The 16,209-nt window shown below is 68.9% G+C and carries 12 protein-coding genes; 6 read left to right on the forward strand and 6 right to left on the reverse strand.

All coding sequences use genetic code 11. The annotated features are described in order from the left end of the window. The first annotated feature begins 35 nt into the window (after positions 1-35). The gene (locus LDO22_RS21470) at positions 36-497 is read left to right on the forward strand and encodes a (deoxy)nucleoside triphosphate pyrophosphohydrolase (RefSeq protein ID WP_275966933.1); all 462 of its coding nucleotides are present in this window, start codon (positions 36-38) and stop codon (positions 495-497) included. 10 nt (positions 498-507) lie between these two features. Here LDO22_RS21470 and LDO22_RS21475 read toward each other — a convergent pair whose 3' ends face one another. The 3 genes from LDO22_RS21475 to LDO22_RS21485 form a co-directional block, all read right to left on the reverse strand. Then, positions 508-1,638 (reverse strand): Rv2578c family radical SAM protein, encoded by a 1,131-nt coding sequence (locus tag LDO22_RS21475; protein ID WP_224025623.1) that lies wholly within the window; start codon positions 1,636-1,638, stop codon positions 508-510. Positions 1,639-1,745: 107 nt separating this feature from the next. Continuing rightward, on the reverse strand, positions 1,746-2,405 hold the full coding sequence (locus LDO22_RS21480; protein WP_224025624.1) for an SIMPL domain-containing protein: 660 nt from the start codon (positions 2,403-2,405) through the stop codon (positions 1,746-1,748). Next, a complete protein-coding gene (locus LDO22_RS21485; RefSeq protein ID WP_159632307.1) occupies positions 2,402-2,854 on the reverse strand; it encodes a hypothetical protein in 453 nt (150 codons plus the stop codon). The genes LDO22_RS21480 and LDO22_RS21485 overlap by 4 nt, the downstream gene beginning before the upstream one ends. A 201-nt stretch (positions 2,855-3,055) precedes the next feature. On the opposite strand from LDO22_RS21485, the gene pheS reads away from it, so the two are divergent. Genes pheS through LDO22_RS21500 form a run of 3 tightly spaced genes read left to right on the forward strand, consistent with a single transcriptional unit; the run spans position 3,056 to position 7,400 of the window. Beyond that, positions 3,056-4,117, forward strand: a complete 1,062-nt coding sequence (gene pheS / locus LDO22_RS21490; protein WP_159632306.1) for a phenylalanine--tRNA ligase subunit alpha — start codon at positions 3,056-3,058, stop codon at positions 4,115-4,117. A gap of 2 nt (positions 4,118-4,119) precedes the next feature. Next, the gene (pheT, locus tag LDO22_RS21495) at positions 4,120-6,663 is read left to right on the forward strand and encodes a phenylalanine--tRNA ligase subunit beta (protein WP_224025625.1); all 2,544 of its coding nucleotides are present in this window, start codon (positions 4,120-4,122) and stop codon (positions 6,661-6,663) included. A 32-nt stretch (positions 6,664-6,695) separates the two neighbouring features. Then, on the forward strand, positions 6,696-7,400 hold the full coding sequence (locus LDO22_RS21500) for a 4'-phosphopantetheinyl transferase superfamily protein (RefSeq protein WP_224025626.1): 705 nt from the start codon (positions 6,696-6,698) through the stop codon (positions 7,398-7,400). Here LDO22_RS21500 and LDO22_RS21505 read toward each other — a convergent pair. The 3 genes from LDO22_RS21505 to LDO22_RS21515 all read right to left on the reverse strand — a co-directional run bounded on the left by LDO22_RS21505 (position 7,364) and on the right by LDO22_RS21515 (position 13,840). Beyond that, positions 7,364-8,725 (reverse strand): M1 family metallopeptidase, encoded by a 1,362-nt coding sequence (locus LDO22_RS21505; RefSeq protein WP_224025627.1) that lies wholly within the window; start codon positions 8,723-8,725, stop codon positions 7,364-7,366. The genes LDO22_RS21500 and LDO22_RS21505 overlap by 37 nt on opposite strands. 11 nt (positions 8,726-8,736) lie before the next feature. Continuing rightward, a complete protein-coding gene (locus LDO22_RS21510; RefSeq protein WP_224027306.1) occupies positions 8,737-12,630 on the reverse strand; it encodes a Pls/PosA family non-ribosomal peptide synthetase in 3,894 nt (1,297 codons plus the stop codon). Positions 12,631-12,874: 244 nt separating this feature from the next. After that, a complete protein-coding gene (locus tag LDO22_RS21515) occupies positions 12,875-13,840 on the reverse strand; it encodes a quinone oxidoreductase (protein WP_224025628.1) in 966 nt (321 codons plus the stop codon). A 155-nt stretch (positions 13,841-13,995) separates the two neighbouring features. Here LDO22_RS21515 and argC point away from each other — a divergent pair, with 155 nt between their 5' ends. Beyond that, positions 13,996-15,027, forward strand: a complete 1,032-nt coding sequence (argC, locus tag LDO22_RS21520; RefSeq protein WP_224025629.1) for an N-acetyl-gamma-glutamyl-phosphate reductase — start codon at positions 13,996-13,998, stop codon at positions 15,025-15,027. Then, entirely contained in the window at positions 15,024-16,190 is a 1,167-nt protein-coding gene (gene argJ / locus LDO22_RS21525; protein ID WP_224025630.1) for a bifunctional glutamate N-acetyltransferase/amino-acid acetyltransferase ArgJ, read from the forward strand. Before argC ends, argJ begins: the two co-directional genes overlap by 4 nt. The last annotated feature ends 19 nt before the right edge of the window (positions 16,191-16,209 follow it).

Below are 16,209 nucleotides of genomic sequence, written 5' to 3' on the forward strand. Positions count from 1 at the left end.
CGGGCTGTTCCCATTGTGGCCCATAGAATGGGCCGGTGACTGGACTGATTCAGGTAGTGGGCGGAGCCGTGGTGGACAGCCTTGCCAATCCAACGGCACTGCTGGTGGCGAGGCGGAGCGCTCCGGAGCACCTCGCCGGGCTGTGGGAGTTCCCCGGAGGCAAGGTGGAACACGGCGAGGCGCCCGAAGCGGCACTGGTACGGGAACTGGCCGAGGAGCTGGGAATCGGGGTGCGGCTGGGGGCAGAGCTGCCGGCGGAAACACCGGCCGGATGGCCCCTGAACGACCGGGCCAGCATGAGGGTGTGGTTCGCCGAGGTGACCCGTGGCGATCCCGCACCTTTGGAAGACCATGACGAACTGCGCTGGATCCGGCTGCAGGACAGCGAAGCAGTCCTGGGGCTGCCGTGGATTCCGGCCGATTACCCGATTGTGCGTGCCCTCCTGGAGTCAGCGGGCGCACTGGCACCGGGGCAGGGCCGGGCCCACGCCCGATAATCCAGGCTGCTCAGAACAGGGAATCCTGCACCGCGGACGGCGGCGCTGAAGCAGCCGTGTGACCTCCGGGCGCTGCAGCCGGAATGCTCCCCGCCGGATACTCCGCTTCCTCGGCGCGTGGATCATCCACGTCCCTGTTGTCGAGGTCCCTGTTGTTGAGGTCCCGGTGGCTGAAACCGGAGGAATGCGAAAAGCCGTGGCGTGCCTTGAAATAGCGGACCTTGCCGGCAAGCCATGTCCGGTATTCCTTGGACGCGTAGGAGCCGGTCCCGTAGAGCCGCCGGTAGCGGCCGGCCAGTTCGGGATGGTTTGCGGCGATCCACTTCATGAACCATTCCCTGGTGCCCGGCTTCAGGTACAGCGCGCCCGCACTGACTCCGGTTGCGCCGGCGGCCGCCAGGGAACCGAACAGCGCATCCAGGGATTCATCGCTGTCGGAGAGCCACGGCAGGATGGGCATCGCCATGACGCCGCAGGGCAGCCCGGCTTCGCGCAGCCGGGACACCAGTTTGAGCCGGGCCCTGGGCCCCGGGGTGCCGGGCTCGATGGCCTCGGAGAGGGCTTCGTCGGTCATGGCCAGGGAGATGCCAAGCCCTACCGGCACCTGTGCGGCAGCACTCTTGAGCAGCGGGATGTCCCGTGCCAGCAGGGTCCCTTTGGTGAGGATGGACAGGGGAGTGCCGGACTCCGCCAGGGCATTGATGATGCCAGGCATGAGCTGGTACCTGCCCTCGGCCCGCTGGTAGGGGTCGGTGTTGGTGCCCAGCGCCACCTGCTGGCGCGTCCATGAGGCCTTGTTCAGTTCCTTCCGGAGGACTTCCGCGGCGTTGACCTTCACCACCACCTGGCTGTCGAAATCCATGCCGGCGTCGAAGTCAAGGTAGGTGTGGCTCTTGCGGGCAAAGCAGTAAACGCAGGCGTGGCTGCAGCCGCGGTAGGGATTCACTGTCCACTCGAAAGGCATCTTCGATCCCGCCGGGACCCTGTTGAGCACCGATTTTGCGGTGACCTCGTGGAACGTGATCCCGGCGAACTCGGGGGTGGTGACCGAGCGGACCAGCCCGGCCAGCGGAAGCAGCGCGGGACCGGGTCCTCCTGCGGTTTCCGGCGTGGGCACCAGTGCTTGCGCTTCCCATCTCATGGGACCCATTCGAAAACATGTTCGAATTTAAGTCAAGGCGCCACGCAGTCGAAGCCAGTGGAAACTATGCCTCGACGCGGCCCATACGGCTCCAGGAGCCATCGGGGCTAGGGCCGCAGTTCCCATGTGACGGTGACGGCTGCCTCCACCCGGTTCAGGCCCGGCTCAACCTGTGGACCTTCCGTGGCGGATGCCCGCTGCAGCCCGGCAAACCGTACCGGTCCCGGTGCCGGGCGCTGGTCGGTGACGGACAGGACCCGGCCCAGGCCGGCCGAGGCCAGTGCGGCATACTGCGCAGCGGAACCCAGCGCGTCCTGCCAGGCCGCGTCACGCGCCTGCGCCCGGACCACTGAGTCGTCCGAAAGGACCAGCTGCAGGCTGTTCAGGCGGACATTGTCCCCGGCGGTGTGGACGGCTGCTGAAACTGTGGCCGCCGCGCTGCCGAGGTCCCGCAGCCTGACCGCGAGGCTGCTGGAGGCAATGTAGCCCACAAGCCGCTGGCCCTCACCGTCCCGCCAGGCGAGGTCCGCTCGGACGGCCAGGCCGGCCGAGCGGATATCGTCCGGGGAAACGCCCCGGCTGCGGAGGGCCGCTCCAACTGCCGCCAGGTCCCTGCCTGCTGCCGCGTAGGCTTCCGCCACCGATTCGGCGCGGCACTCCATGCCTATGGAAACAAGCATCAGGTCCGGTGCGGCCTCCGCCCATCCAGTCCCCGTGACGGTGATGGCCCCAGGATCCCGGCGGTCCTGCGGGTCCTGGCCCGTCACGGCTGCCTCGCCGCCCGGAGTGGGTAACCGCCGGCGGCAAGGCCTGCCCGCCGCTCGAAGATGTTCGCCGTCCCCGGATTGCCGGTGCGCAGCACGGACCAGCCGGCGGCTGCCAGGTACAAGGGGATGAAGGGCAGCCCCAGGCACCACGCGTACTGGCTGCAATGCCGTTCCTCGTGTCCCAGGAGCGCAGGCCGGGACAGCAGGTCCGCAGCCGTGCTGCGGCACAGCACCACGTTGCCCAGGGTGAAGGCGCCGGCGAAAGGCAGCCGCCAGCGGTAGCCGGCCGCAATGATCAGGCCGCGCGGCCCCCGGCTGATCCGGGTCCGGGCGGCCAGGGCGACGGCGAGCCCGGCCAGGGTGCTCCCGTTGAGGAGGTTTGCTGCCCGCCTGAGCCGCTGGGCCGTCGTCGGGCCATTCACCGAACCTGCGTGCTGCCGCAACGTCATGAGGCCATGGTAACCGGAGGGTTCTACTAGACTGGAGGGCAGTGGCCGCCGGTCCTGCCGGCGAGCCCTGACCTGGTCATTGAATGACACTGACGTTCAGCGCATTCATCCATGACCTGCCAGCGACGGAGGCACCGGGCGGGAAACCGCGCAGGGCTGCCCCGGCCGCAGGCAGCCACGACTCGTAGCTAAGAACAGTAGATGACTGAAACTTTGCCGGGCGCCGCCATCCCGAACCCCACGGATGAGGCCGCCATCAACGCCGCTGTAGACCAGGCCATCACCGCCATCGCCGGTGCGGCCACCCTTGACGAGCTGAAGGCGGTGCGCCTCGCCCACAGCGGCGAAAAATCGCCGCTTAGCCTGGCCAACCGGGAAATCGGCCGCCTCCCCAAGGACCAGAAGGCGCTCGCCGGAAAGCTGATGGGTGCTTCCCGCGGCCGGGTCAACAAGGCGCTCGCCGACCGGACCGAGGTACTCGAAGCCGAGAATGATGCCCGGATCCTGGTTGAGGAGACCGTGGACGTCACCGCTGCCCCCCGCCGCCGCCGCGCCGGTGCGCGCCACCCGCTGTCCACCCTGCAGGACCGCGTGGCGGACATCTTCGTGGGAATGGGCTGGGAGATCGCGGAGGGCCCCGAGGTGGAATCCGAGTGGTTCAACTTCGACGCCCTGAACTTCAAGCCGGACCACCCGGCGCGCGAAATGCAGGACACCTTCTTCGTGGAGCCGCCCGAAGCCCACCTGCTAATGCGCACCCACACCTCCCCGGTGCAGGTCCGCTCCATGCTCGAGCGTGAGGTGCCCATCTACGTGCTGTGCCCGGGCAAGGTGTTCCGCACCGATGAGCTGGACGCCACCCACACCCCGGTGTTCCACCAGTTTGAGGGCCTTGCCATCGACAAGGGCCTGTCCATGGCGGACCTGCTGGGCACCCTGGAGCACTTCACCCGGCAAATGTTCGGCGAGGAGGCGAAGGTCCGCCTGCGCCCCAACTACTTCCCGTTCACCGAGCCCTCCGCCGAGCTGGACATCTTCCACCCCGGCGCCAAGGGCGGCCCGCGCTGGATCGAGTGGGGCGGCTGCGGCATGGTCAACCCCAACGTCCTGCGCGCTGCGGGCATCGACCCGGACGTCTATTCAGGTTTTGCCTTCGGCATGGGCATCGAGCGTGCCCTCATGTTCCGCAACGAGGTTGCCGACATGCACGACATGATCGAAGGCGATGTACGGTTCAGCGAGCACTTCGGGATGGAGATCTAACAGTGCGTATCCCACTTTCCTGGCTGCGGGAATTCGCAGCAGTACCGGCCGGAGCAACGGCCGAAGACGTCATGGAAGAACTGGTCAAGGTCGGCTTTGAAGAAGAAGCCGTCCACCGTCCCACGGACACCCTCCAGGGCCCCGTGGTGGTGGGCCAGGTCCTGAGCCTGGTCAAGGAACCGCAGACCAACGGCAAGACCATCAACTGGTGCCAGGTCCGCGTAGTCCCCGAAGGCAAGGAACAGACCCTCACCGGGGACGGCATCGACCCGTCCGGCGTCCAAGGCATCATCTGCGGCGCGCACAACTTCGTTGAGGGCGACAAAGTGGTGGTCACGCTTCCGGGCGCCGTGCTGCCCGGCGACTTCCGCATCTCCGCCCGCAAGACGTACGGCCACCTTTCCGCCGGCATGATCGCCTCGGTCCGCGAACTGGGCATCGGCGAGGACCATGACGGCATCCTGGTGCTGTCCCGCATCGGGCTGGACCCTGAGGTGGGTACCGACGCCATGGAGCTCCTGGGCCTGTACGACCAGGCAGCCGAAATCAACGTCACCCCGGACCGCGGCTACGCCTTCTCCATCCGCGGCGTGGCCCGCGAATACGCGCACGCCACCGGCACCGCCTTCACGGATCCCGCCTCCAGGGTCCAGGCGCCGGCCGAACTTTCCGGCGGTTACGGCGTCAAGCTCAACGACGACGCCCCGATCTACGGCAAGGCCGGCTGCGACCGGTTCGTGGCCCGCACCGTCAGGGGCGTGGACGCCACCCGTCCCACCCCGCCATGGATGGTCTCCCGGCTCCGGCTCGCCGGCATCCGCTCCATCTCGCTGCCGGTGGACATCTCCAACTACGTCATGCTCGAACTGGGCCAGCCCACGCACTGCTATGACCTGGACAAGCTCTCCGGCGACATCGTGGTGCGCCGCGCCGCCGCAGGGGAGAAGATCACCACCCTGGACGGCAAGGAACGCACCCTTGACGCCGAGGACCTGCTCATCACCGACGACTCCGGCGCCATCGGCATCGCAGGCGTCATGGGCGGCGCGGCCACCGAGGTGAGCGATTCGACGTCGAACATCCTGGTTGAGGCGGCGCACTTTGACGACGTGTCCATCGGCAGGTCCCGGCGCAGGCACAAGCTGCCGTCCGAGGCGTCCAAGCGCTTCGAACGCGGCGTGGACTGGCAGGTGGCGGGCATCGCCGCCCAGCGCGTGGTGGACCTCCTGGTGGAACTGGCCGGCGGCACTGCCGACGAAGCCGGCACCGACGTCGGGACCGCCCCGGAAACCGTCACCATCGAGCTGCCCGCAGGCTTCGCTGCCGCACGGATTGGCATCGACTTCACCGAAGACCAGATCGTCACCTCGCTTGAGGACCTGGGCGCCGTGGTGGCAAAGCACGACGCCGGGTGGACGGTGACGCCGCCGAGCTGGCGGAGCGACCTGGAGACCAAGGAAGACCTGACCGAGGAAATCGCCCGGCTGGTGGGCTACGACAAGATCCCCGCCACCCTGCCGGTCGCCCCTCCGGGCCGTGGCCTCACCCGTGTCCAGCAGCAGCGCCGCCGCCTCATCCAGGCACTGGCCGACGCCGGACTCACCGAGGTCCTGTCCTACCCCTTCGTCTCCAAGGCGGCCAACGACACCTTCGGCGTGGCCGACGAAGGAGGGGCGCGGACCGCCCTCAAGCTCGCCAACCCGATCAGCGAGGAGCACGGCTACCTGCGCACGTCCATCCTGCCCGGACTGATCGAGGTGGCCAAGCGCAACCACTCCCGTGGCTTCCGGGACCTGGCCCTGTTCGAATCCGGCCTGGTGTTCCTGCCCGAGGGGACAGTGGGCACGGCCTCCATCCCGCCGCTGGGTGCCAAGCCTGCCGATGAGGTTCTTGACGCTTTGTACGACGGCGTCCCGAACCAGCCGTTCCACATCGCGGCAGTCCTCACCGGCCACGATTCCCCGGCCGCCGCGTCCCACACGCCCCGTGTGTGGGACTGGGCCGACGCCCTGGACGTGGCCCGGCTTGCCGGCGACGTGCTGGGCGTGGACCTGGTGGTCAGCCAGGGCAGCCACCAGGCGTTCCACCCCGGCCGCACCGCCCGGCTGGCGCTGCGCACGGGGGAGACCGTTGGCTACGCCGGCGAACTGCACCCCAAGCTGCTGGCCGCCTCGGACATGCCCGCCCGTTCGGTGGCACTGGAACTTGATGCCGATGCCCTGTTCGAGGCCGCGCCGGACGTGATTGTGGCCCGCCACATTTCCACGTTCCCGGTGGCCACCCAGGACGTGGCGCTCGTGGTCCCGGCCGACGTGGCGGCAGACGACGTCCTTGCCGCCCTGCGCGAAGGCGCCGGAGAGCTGCTGGAAGACGTGGCACTGTTCGACGTTTACGCAGGCAGGGGCATCGAGGACGGCAAGAAGTCGCTGGCCTTCGGGCTCCGCTTCCGGGCCGCCGACCGCACCCTGACCGCTGACGAGGCCTCGGCGGCGCGTGAAGGCGCAGTTGCGCTGGCTGCCGAACGCTTCGGAGCTGTCCAGCGGTAGGGTTCCTCCAGGCTTTTCGGGAAGGGCGGGTCATGGCGCAATGCGAAGTGCGCGCCATCCCGCCCTTCCTGCTGTCCGGGGAAGCGGCTGGGGTGCAGCAGGACGCCGAAGGCCTCCTGGACAGCGTCGAATTGGCGCGGGCCAAGGCTTTGCCGCCAGCCGCCGGCATTGCTTTTCTGGCCGGCCGGCTGGCGCAGCGGAGGCTCGCCGCGGAGCTGCTCTCACTTCCCGCCGCAGACCTCACCGTGGCCTACAGCTGCCCGCAGTGCGGAACCGGTCCCGGGGTGGGCCACGGCCGGCCGGGATACAGCTATCGGGGTGCCCCCGTGCCGCTGGCACTGAGCTTGTCCCGGGCAGCGGGCTGGACATTGTTGGTGGCTGTGGTGGACGCCTCGCCGGGAACGCGGCTGGGCGCCGACATCGAGGATCCGTCCCGTACCGGCTTTGACGGGTTCGACGGGCTTGCCCTGACGCCTGCGGAGCGCCGGAACCTCCGGAACGTCAGGGTGGAGCTGCTGCCGGCGGCGAGGGCCAGGCTCTGGGCACGCAAGGAAGCCTGGCTGAAAATGACCGGTGACGGACTCCGGACTGCGCCGTCCACCGTGGACGTCAGCGGGCGTCCCGGCCTGCGGGACCTGGGCCCTGCTGAAACCGGGCTGCCCGCACACCTGGCCGCCGCCGTCGCACTCTCCGGACCCGTTCAGGCCAGCGGAAGCGGCGGCAGCGGCTCCTCGTAAAGCCATGGGTGCAGCAGCGGCTCCGCATCGACAGCTGTGGCGCTGCTGACCGCCACGATGAAGTCCTGCGTCGTGACGGAGCCGTGCCTGTGACCGGCTGTCCAGTCCTGCAGGACGGCGAAAAAGGCGAGGTCGCCCACGGCCGTCCGGACGGCGTGCAGGGCCAGGGCGCCCCGCTTGTACACGCGGTCATCGAACATGCGCGCCGGACCGGGATCGCCCACCAGGATGTCCTGGTCCTCAGCCTGCAACCGCTGCCAGGCCGCCGCGGCCCGCTCCGCCACGGGCATGACACCGGCTTCCTCGGACCAGATCCACTCGGCATAGCAGGCGAAGCCCTCGTGCAGCCAGATGTCCTGCCACCCCGCAGCGGTCAGGGAATTGCCAAACCACTGATGCGACAGCTCATGGGCGATCAGGCGCTGGGACTCCCAGTCCAGGCCCAGGTGGTTGGGACCCAGGATTGCCATCGACTGCGCCTCAAGCGGGATTTCCAGTTCGTCCTCGGTCACCACCACCGTGTACGCGGGAAACGGATAAGGGCCAAAGCAATTGCTGAAGGTGCGCATCATTGCCGGTTGCCGGGCCAGTCCTGTCCTGGCACGGTCCGCCAAGGCGTGGGAGACCGCCACGGACTGCGGAACCGGGGCCCCGTGCCGTCCGGCGTCCAGATCCAACGGCACGTACCTGCCAATCTGGACGGTCGCAAGATAGGCGGCCATCGGCTCCGCCTGTTCGTAGACCCAGGTTTCCCGGCTGGCGCGGGCCGTGTGCGATTGCAGTACGCCGTTGCACACCACCCGGTAGTTCGCTTCAGTGGTGACCGTGAACCGGTAGCTGGCCTTGTCCCCGGAGTGGTCGTTGCAGGGGAACCAGGAGGGGGCACCGTTGGGTTGCCCGGCCACCAGGACACCGTCCGTCAGTTCCTCCCAGCCCACCTCGCCCCAGGGGCCGCGCCGCGGCCGCGGGTTGCCCTCATAGCGCACCTCCAGGGTGAAGGGCTGTTCCGGTTCGAAGGGGGCTTGCGAGGTGACGACCAGCTGCCCGGCCCGCTGGCTGAACCGGAGCGGTTTGCGGCCATCCAGCAGGACCTTGGTGGCGCGCAGGCCAACGAGGTCCAGGACAATGGCCGACGTCGGAGCGCAAGTGACGCCGTGCAGCACCGCTTTGCCGCTGAGCCGGTTGCTGGCCACCCGGTAGTCCAGGTCCAGTTCGTACCGCTCGACGCGGAAGGCGTTTGTCCCGGCACCGGGCAGGTACGGGTCCGGGGAGGTTCCCGTGGCTGCGGGAATGCTGCCCCGGGCGGCTGATGCTGAAGAACTCATGGGACCTTCGGTTAGGTGGCAGGCGGCGATCCGGGCCCGCTCCATGGGCTGACCGGGTTACCCATCCAGTACGTCGCGGCGGGCACTGCTTCGCCGCGCATCACCAAGGATGCCGGCCCCACCGTTCCGCCGGCGCCGATGCTGGCCTGGGGAAGGATGACCCCGTGCGGGCCCATGGTGGCCCCGTCCTCGAGCGTAACAGCGTCAATGCTCATCACACGGTCGTGGAACAGGTGCGTCTGCACCACGCAGCCCCGGTTGACCGTGGAATTCCTGCCAAGGGCCACCAGGTCGGCTTCAGGCAGCCAGTAGCTCTCGCACCACGTGCCGCTGCCAATTTTCGCCCCGAGCGCCCGCAGCCACCAGACCAGCGCGGGGGTGCCCGATGCTGCCCGGGCGAACCACGGCGCCGTGACCAGTTCGATGAAGCTGTCCACCACTTCGTTCCGCCAGATAAAGGAGCTCCACAGTGGATGTTCGCCGGGCCGGATCCGCCCCACCAGCACCCATTTCGCGGCGACGGACGCCCCTGCCGCCACGAGGCCCGCCAGCAGCATCACGACGCCGGTGAGCAGGGCGGCGGCGGCGTAGCCCCAGGTTGTTGCGATCCAGTCGAAGGCCAGCATGGTACCGGCCGCGATGGCGACCGTGAGCATGACCGGCAGAAAGCGGCCCAGTTCCCACAGGGTGCGGGCGACTTTCAGCCGCGCCGGGGGCTGGAAAGTGCGCGAATCGTCGGAGGCGATCGCGGTCCGCCGCAACCGGACGGGCGGGCTTCCCAGCCAGGAGGTGCCGGATTTTGCCTTCGCCGGTGTGGCGGACAGGACGGCCACGAGTGAGTTCTTGGGGACGCTGCGTCCCGCGGCGGTCATGCCCGAATTGCCCAGGAAGGACCTTTTGCCGATCTTCGCCGGTGCCACCCGCAGCCAGCCGCCGTCGAGTTCGTAGGAGGCCACCATGGTGTCATCGGCGAGGAAGGCGCCCTCGCCCACGGTGGTCATCTTCGGTATCAGCAGCACGGTGGAGGCCTCGACGTTCTTACCGACCTTCGCGCCCAGCAGGCGCAGCCACACCGGCGTGAACAGGCTCGCGTAGATGGGGAAAAGCAGGTCCCTGGCCAGGTCCAGCACCCGCTCGGTGGCCCAGATCTGCCACCCCACCCGGCTGCGGATCCGGTAGTAGCCCTCCGTGATCCCGATGGAGAGGAGCCGCGTGGCAACCAGCACCAGGACGGCGTTCGTGGCGAACCACACCAGCGATGCCGGAGCAAGGGCCGCCAGCAGCCGGGGGAGGGCCCCGGTCAGCGACGTACTGCCCTGGACGAAGGTGAACGCGACCCACAGCGCGGCGGCAGCAGACAGGTACGGAATGAAGGACAGGCACGCAGACGCCAGGGAAAATCCGGCAAACCACGCACGTGCGGCAAACTTGCCCTGGGGCGGGGCATGTGGCACGCTGTGTTTGGCCTTGCCCTGCCGGCGGGCCGGTGAACCTGCGGCCAATTGGCCTGCCTTCACCTTCCCCAGCACCGCGGAACCGGCTTCCACCTGCGCCCCGGCCCCAATCGAGGCGCCGGGCATCAGCGTGCTGCGTGCACCCACGCTGGCACCGCGGCCAATGCGGATGGCCCCAATGTGAACGTCGTCGCCGTCGATCCACCAGCCTGACAGGTCCACCTCCGGTTCCACGTTGGCTCCGCTGCCGAGCGTCAGCAGCCCCGTGACAGGCGGCAGCGAATGAAGCTGGACGTCCCTGCCGATCTTCGCCCCCAGCGCCCGGGCGTAGTACGGCACCCAGGGCGCACTGGCGAGGCTGATGGCCCCTGCCAGGTCCTGGATCTGTTCCGCCAGCCACAACCGCAGGTGGACCCGCCCGGACCGGGGATAGATGCCTGGCCTGACGCCCCGGAGGAGGACCCTCGCGGCTGCGATGGACAGCAGCATGCGCCCGGCCGGGCTGACGAACACCAGCCAGGACGCTGCCACCCACCACCACGAAATGGTCGGTGCAGCAGTAAATCCGGCGAGTCCGGCCAACAGGTTGTTGATTGCCATGAGGTAGGTCAGCCACCGCATGCCCACCAGGATGTGCAGCGGCACACCCATCAGTGTCTGGAAGACCTGCGACTTCCTGGCAGTTGGCCGCACCGTCCGCTCCCGCGCAGGAACGGAGTCCCCGGATTGGTTGACCTGCCGCGCCAGCTCCACCAGTGCCCCGACCCTCGGCGTCGCGTAAACATCGGCCACCGTGATGGTGGGGTAGCGGACCCTCAGCGCGGAGACCAGCTGGGCGGCGGACAGCGAACCGCCGCCGTAGGCGAAGAAGTCGGCGTCCAGCGATGTGACGGGGCTGCCCAGCACGCTGCTCCACTGTTCCACCACCCACGCGGCATCATCCGGAAGGTTCAACGGAGCGGCATCCGCCTCTGCGGCGCCTGCACCCGCCAGGGGCCACGGCAGGGCGTGCCGGTCCACTTTTCCGCTGGTCTTGGTGGGCAGCGAGTCAACTGTGGTCAACAATGGCACCAGCGCCGCCGGAAGGCTTGCCGCCAGCTGTTCCCGTGCGGCACCCAGGTCCATGTCGTGGCCCGGTGCGGGGGCAAGATAGCCCACCAGGATGTGGTTGCCTGCGGCGGTGGTCTGCACGGCGGCCGCCGCGCCGGCCACCCCGGGGAGGGCCTGCATGGCTGCGTCGATCTCGCCGAGTTCGATCCGGCGGCCGCCCAGCTTGACCTGGTCGTCCGCGCGGCCCTGGAAGATCAGGCCCGCCTGTTCGAACCGCACGAGGTCCCCCGAGCGGTAAGCCCGCTCCCACCCCAGGCTGGGCATGGGCGCGTACTTTTCCGCGTCCTTGGCCGGATCCAGGTACCGTGCCAGCCCCACCCCGCCGATAATCAGTTCACCCGTTCCGCCCTCGGGCACCGGGACACCCGCGGCATCGACAACGGCAAGGTCCCAACCGTCCAGGGGCAGTCCGATCCGTATTGGTCCGGGGCCGCCCAGCGGCGCCGCGCACGCCACCACCGTTGCTTCCGTGGGGCCGTACGTGTTCCAGACCTCCCGGCCCTCCACGGCCAGGCGGTCGGCGAGTTCCGGCGGGCAGGCCTCGCCGCCGAAGATCAGGAGCCGGACGTTTTCGAGGGATTCGGCGGGCCACAGGGCTGCGAGCGTGGGCACCGTGGAAACGGCGGTGATTGCGTGGTTGATCAGCCAGGGGCCGAGGTCCATGCCGGTGCGGACCAAGGCGCGCGGTGCGGGTACCAGGCAGGCGCCGTGGCGCCAGGCGAGCCACATTTCCTCGCAGGAGGCGTCGAAGGCAACCGAAAGGCCGGCCAGGACGCGGTCCTGCGGGCCGAGCGGATCATCCTGGAGGAAAAGCCGGGCCTCCGCATCGACGAAGGCTGCGGCCGAGCGGTGCTGGACGGCCACCCCCTTGGGTGTTCCGGTGGACCCCGACGTGAAGATGATCCAGGCGTCGTCCCCGGGTCCGGGCAGGCGCGCGCCCTTGAATGGACCGCTGCGTGCCGCACCTGCCGGCCCCGGCCCGACGGAGCCCCCGGCCCCCAGGACGGCTGCCACCCGGGCTTCGCCAAACACGAGCCGGGCCCGTTCTGCGGGATCGTCCGCATCCACGGGAACGTAGGCTGCGCCCACCAGGAGGATGGCAAGGATGGAGACATACAGTTCGTTGGTGCCGGAGGGGATCCGCACGCCAATCCTGTCGCCGGCGCCCAGGCCGGCGAGGTGGAGCCGGCGTCCCGTGGCACGGACCTCGTCCAGCAATTGGGCGTAACTGAGCGACGTGCGGCCGTCATCCAGTGCCGAGGCGTCAGGAAACCGGGCGGCCGTGTCCTGCAGCACATCAATGAGGGTCCGGGCCGGCGGCGCCGCGGGAGCCCCGGCCAGCTGGGGCCGGAAAACGGCAACGCTGTGGCCGGCGTCCCCGGACTCCTGGTCCCGGCCGCCGGCTCCTGCACCGTCCCGGATGATGCTGGCTGGCTCCACGCCGGAACCGGAATCCCCAAAGGGGACCTGCTGCTGAGTCACTTGCGCATTGTGCCGGGACAAGATGAACGGAAGGTGTCGTGCGCGCCCGGACGGGCCGTTTCAGGCCGTTCGGGCGTTTGCCCGTTGTTCACGTCGCCCGTGCCTAGGGAACCAGCAGGACTTTCCCGGTGGTCTTGCGGCCTTCGAGGTCGCGGTGCGCCTGCCCGGCCTGGCTGAGCGGGTAGCGTGCACCGATCCGGACCTTCAGGCTGCCGTCGGCTGCGGCGGCGAACACCTCGTCCGAACGCCAGCGCCGCTCCGCCGCGTCCCGCAGGTAGTGGCCCATGGTGGGGCGCGTCAGGAACAGGGAGCCCGCGGCGTTGAGGCGCTGCGGGTCAAACGGCGGGACGGGCCCGGAAGCCGCCCCGAACAGCACCAGCATGCCCCGGATCCGCAAGGCTGCCAGGGAGCCGTCGAACGTATCCTTCCCCACGCCGTCGTAGACGACGTCGACGCCGGTACCGCTGGTGATGTCCCTGACCCGCTCCGCGAAGCCGTCGTAGCGCAGCACGTGGTGCGCGCCGGCTTCGAGCGCAAGCTGCTCCTTTTCGTCGGTGGAGACCGTGGTGATGACTTCCGCGCCCCGTGCCTTGAGCAGCTGGATCAGCAGCAGCCCCACGCCCCCGGCGCCCGCGTGCAGCAGGACCTTGTGGCCGGGCTCCACCTTGAAGGTGGAATTCATCAGGTAGTGGGCGGTGACGCCCTGCAGGGGGAGCGCTGCGGCAGTGAAAACATCCAGGCCTTTCGGTACGGGCAGTGCGGCATCCTCATCCACCAGCGCGTAGTCCGCGTAGCAGCTGATGCCTTCAGCGGTAGCCACCCGGCTGCCCACGGCGAAGCCGGTCACGCCCTCGCCGACTGCCTCGACAGTGCCGGCGGCCTCCGAACCTGGAGTGAAGGGGTAGGGGACTTTGTACGTTCCGCTGCGCTTATAGGTGTCGATGAAGTTGACGCCGGCCGCCCCGACCTTGACCAGCAGCTGCCCAGGGCCCGGAACGGGGGGCTCCGCCTCCGTGTACTCAAGGACTTCCGGTCCGCCTGCCTGCCGTGCGACGATTGCGTGCGTCATGGCTCTCCTTTCGCGGGTCCCGGCGTCTCCGGCCCCGGCTGCCGAAACCATCCTAGGGACACTCCCGGGCGGCACGACAAGTGCCGCGTTACCCGGACGCGCTCGAATGCATAATTATCAGTACCAATGCATAACTATTGCTGTATAGTCGGAGCATGACTATTTCTGTTGCGGTTTCGGGAGCCAGCGGCTACGCCGGGGGAGAGGTCCTCCGCCTCCTTGCCGGGCACCCCGGTGTGACCATTGGCGCCATCACAGCCCACAGCAACGCCGGTTCCCGCCTCGGTGAACTCCAGCCCCACCTGCACGGGCTGGCCAGCCGCATCCTCGAGGACACAACGGTGGAGAACCTCTCCGGCCACGACGTCGTGTTCCTTGCCCTGCCGCACGGCGCCTCCGCGGAGATCGCCGCCCAGCTGCCGGAGGGCACGGTGGTCATCGACGCCGGCGCAGACCACCGGCTTGAGGACCCCGCCGCCTGGGAAAAGTTCTACGGCTCCGCCCACGCCGGCACCTGGCCCTACGGCCTTCCCGAGCTGCCCGGCCAGCGTGAAGCCCTCAAGGGCGCCAAACGCATCGCCGTTCCCGGGTGCTACCCCACGTCCGCCCTGCTGGCCCTGACCCCCGGGTTCGCCGCGCACCTGCTGGAGCCCGACGACGTCGTGATCGTTTCCGCGTCCGGCACCTCAGGCGCGGGCAAGGCCGCCAAAGTCAACCTGATCGGCTCGGAGGTCATGGGCTCCATGAGCCCCTACGGCGTAGGCGGCGGCCACCGGCACACGCCGGAAATCGAGCAGGGCCTGTCCAACGCGGCGGGGGAGCAGGTCACCGTATCCTTTACGCCCACCCTTGCCCCGATGAGTCGCGGCATCCTGACCACCGCCACGGCCAAGGTCAAGGCCGGCACCACGGCGGCGGAACTGCGCCTGGCCTGGGCCGAGGCGTACGAAGATGAGCCGTTCGTCCACCTGCTGCCGGAAGGCCAGTGGCCCACCACCAAATCGGTCCAGAGCTCCAACCATGCCGCCATGCAGCTGGCCTTCGACGCCCACACCGGCCGGGTCATCGTCACCTGCGTCATCGACAACCTCACCAAGGGCACTGCCGGCGGCGCCGTGCAGTCCATGAACATCGCACTCGGCCTGCCGGAAACCGCCGGCCTCAACCTGCAGGGAGTAGCCCCGTGACCATCACCGCACCCCAGGGATTCCGGGCCGCCGGCGTCACTGCCGGACTCAAGGCCTCCGGCAATCCGGACCTCGCCCTGGTCGTCAACGACGGCCCCTCCAAGGCCGCCGCCGCCGTGTTCACCAGCAACCGGGTGGCGGCAGCCCCCGTGCACTGGTCCCGCCAGGTGGTCTCCGACGGCCGGGTGGACGCCGTCATCCTCAACTCCGGCGGCGCCAACGCCTGCACCGGCCCCACCGGGTTCCAGAACACCCACAGCACAGCGGAAAAAGTGGCGAAGGTGCTGGGGATCTCGGCCACTGACGTCTTCGTCTGCTCCACCGGCCTGATCGGCGAGCAGCTGCCCATGGACAAGATCCTTCCGGGGGTGGAGGCTGCCGCGGCGGAGCTCAGCACCGACGGCGGTCCGGCCGCCGGCACCGCCATCATGACCACGGACAGCGTGCCCAAGTCAGCGCTCTTCATCGGCACCGACGCCGACGGCCAGGAGTTCAGCATCGGCGGCATCGCCAAGGGGGCAGGCATGCTGGCCCCGGGCCTGGCCACCATGCTGGTGGTGCTCACCACGGATGCCGACGTGCAGCCGGAAATGCTCGACGTCGTCCTCCGCGATGCCACCCGCGTCACCTTTGACCGCGCCGACTCGGACGGCTGCATGTCAACCAACGACACCGTGGTCCTGCTTGCCTCGGGAGCTTCCGGTGCCGTGCCGTCCGCCGAGGCGTTCGGTGCCGGGCTGACCCAGGTCTGCGCCGAGCTGGCACGCAAACTGATCGCCGATGCCGAGGGCGCCAGCCACGACATCGCCATCCGGACCTTCAACGCGGCCAGTGAAGCCGACGCCGAGACGGTCAGCCGCTCCGTGGCCCGCTCCAACCTCTTCAAGGCCGCCATCTTCGGCAAGGACCCCAACTGGGGGCGTGTGCTCTCCGCCGTGGGCACCACCGACGCCGCCTTCGAGCCGGACAAACTCAACGTGGCCATGAACGGCATCCAGATCTGCCGGAACGGCAGCATCGGCGATGACCGCTCCCTGGTGGACCTGGAACCCCGCGAAGTGCTGGTGGAAATCGACCTGCAGGCAGGCGACGCCGAAGCCACCATTTGGACCAACGACCTCACCCACGACTACGTGCACGAAAACAGCGCCTACTCCAGCTAGGAGCCCCGGCCACGGCAAT

The organism is Arthrobacter sp. NicSoilC5 (genome assembly GCF_019977395.1).
GTDB lineage: Bacteria > Actinomycetota > Actinomycetes > Actinomycetales > Micrococcaceae > Arthrobacter.

Bases quoted from the DNA above. Each gene is read 5' to 3' on its own strand.
- LDO22_RS21485 (WP_159632307.1), bottom strand. From the start codon at position 2,854: ATGACGTTGCGGCAGCACGCAGGTTCGGTGAATGGCCCGACGACGGCC.
- LDO22_RS21475 (WP_224025623.1), bottom strand. From the start codon at position 1,638: ATGAGATGGGAAGCGCAAGCACTGGTGCCCACGCCGGAAACCGCAGGA.
- LDO22_RS21515 (WP_224025628.1), bottom strand. From the start codon at position 13,840: ATGACGCACGCAATCGTCGCACGGCAGGCAGGCGGACCGGAAGTCCTT.
- LDO22_RS21500 (WP_224025626.1), top strand. From the start codon at position 6,696: ATGGCGCAATGCGAAGTGCGCGCCATCCCGCCCTTCCTGCTGTCCGGG.
- LDO22_RS21505 (WP_224025627.1), bottom strand. From the start codon at position 8,725: ATGAGTTCTTCAGCATCAGCCGCCCGGGGCAGCATTCCCGCAGCCACG.
- pheS (WP_159632306.1), top strand. From the start codon at position 3,056: ATGACTGAAACTTTGCCGGGCGCCGCCATCCCGAACCCCACGGATGAG.
- argC (WP_224025629.1), top strand. From the start codon at position 13,996: ATGACTATTTCTGTTGCGGTTTCGGGAGCCAGCGGCTACGCCGGGGGA.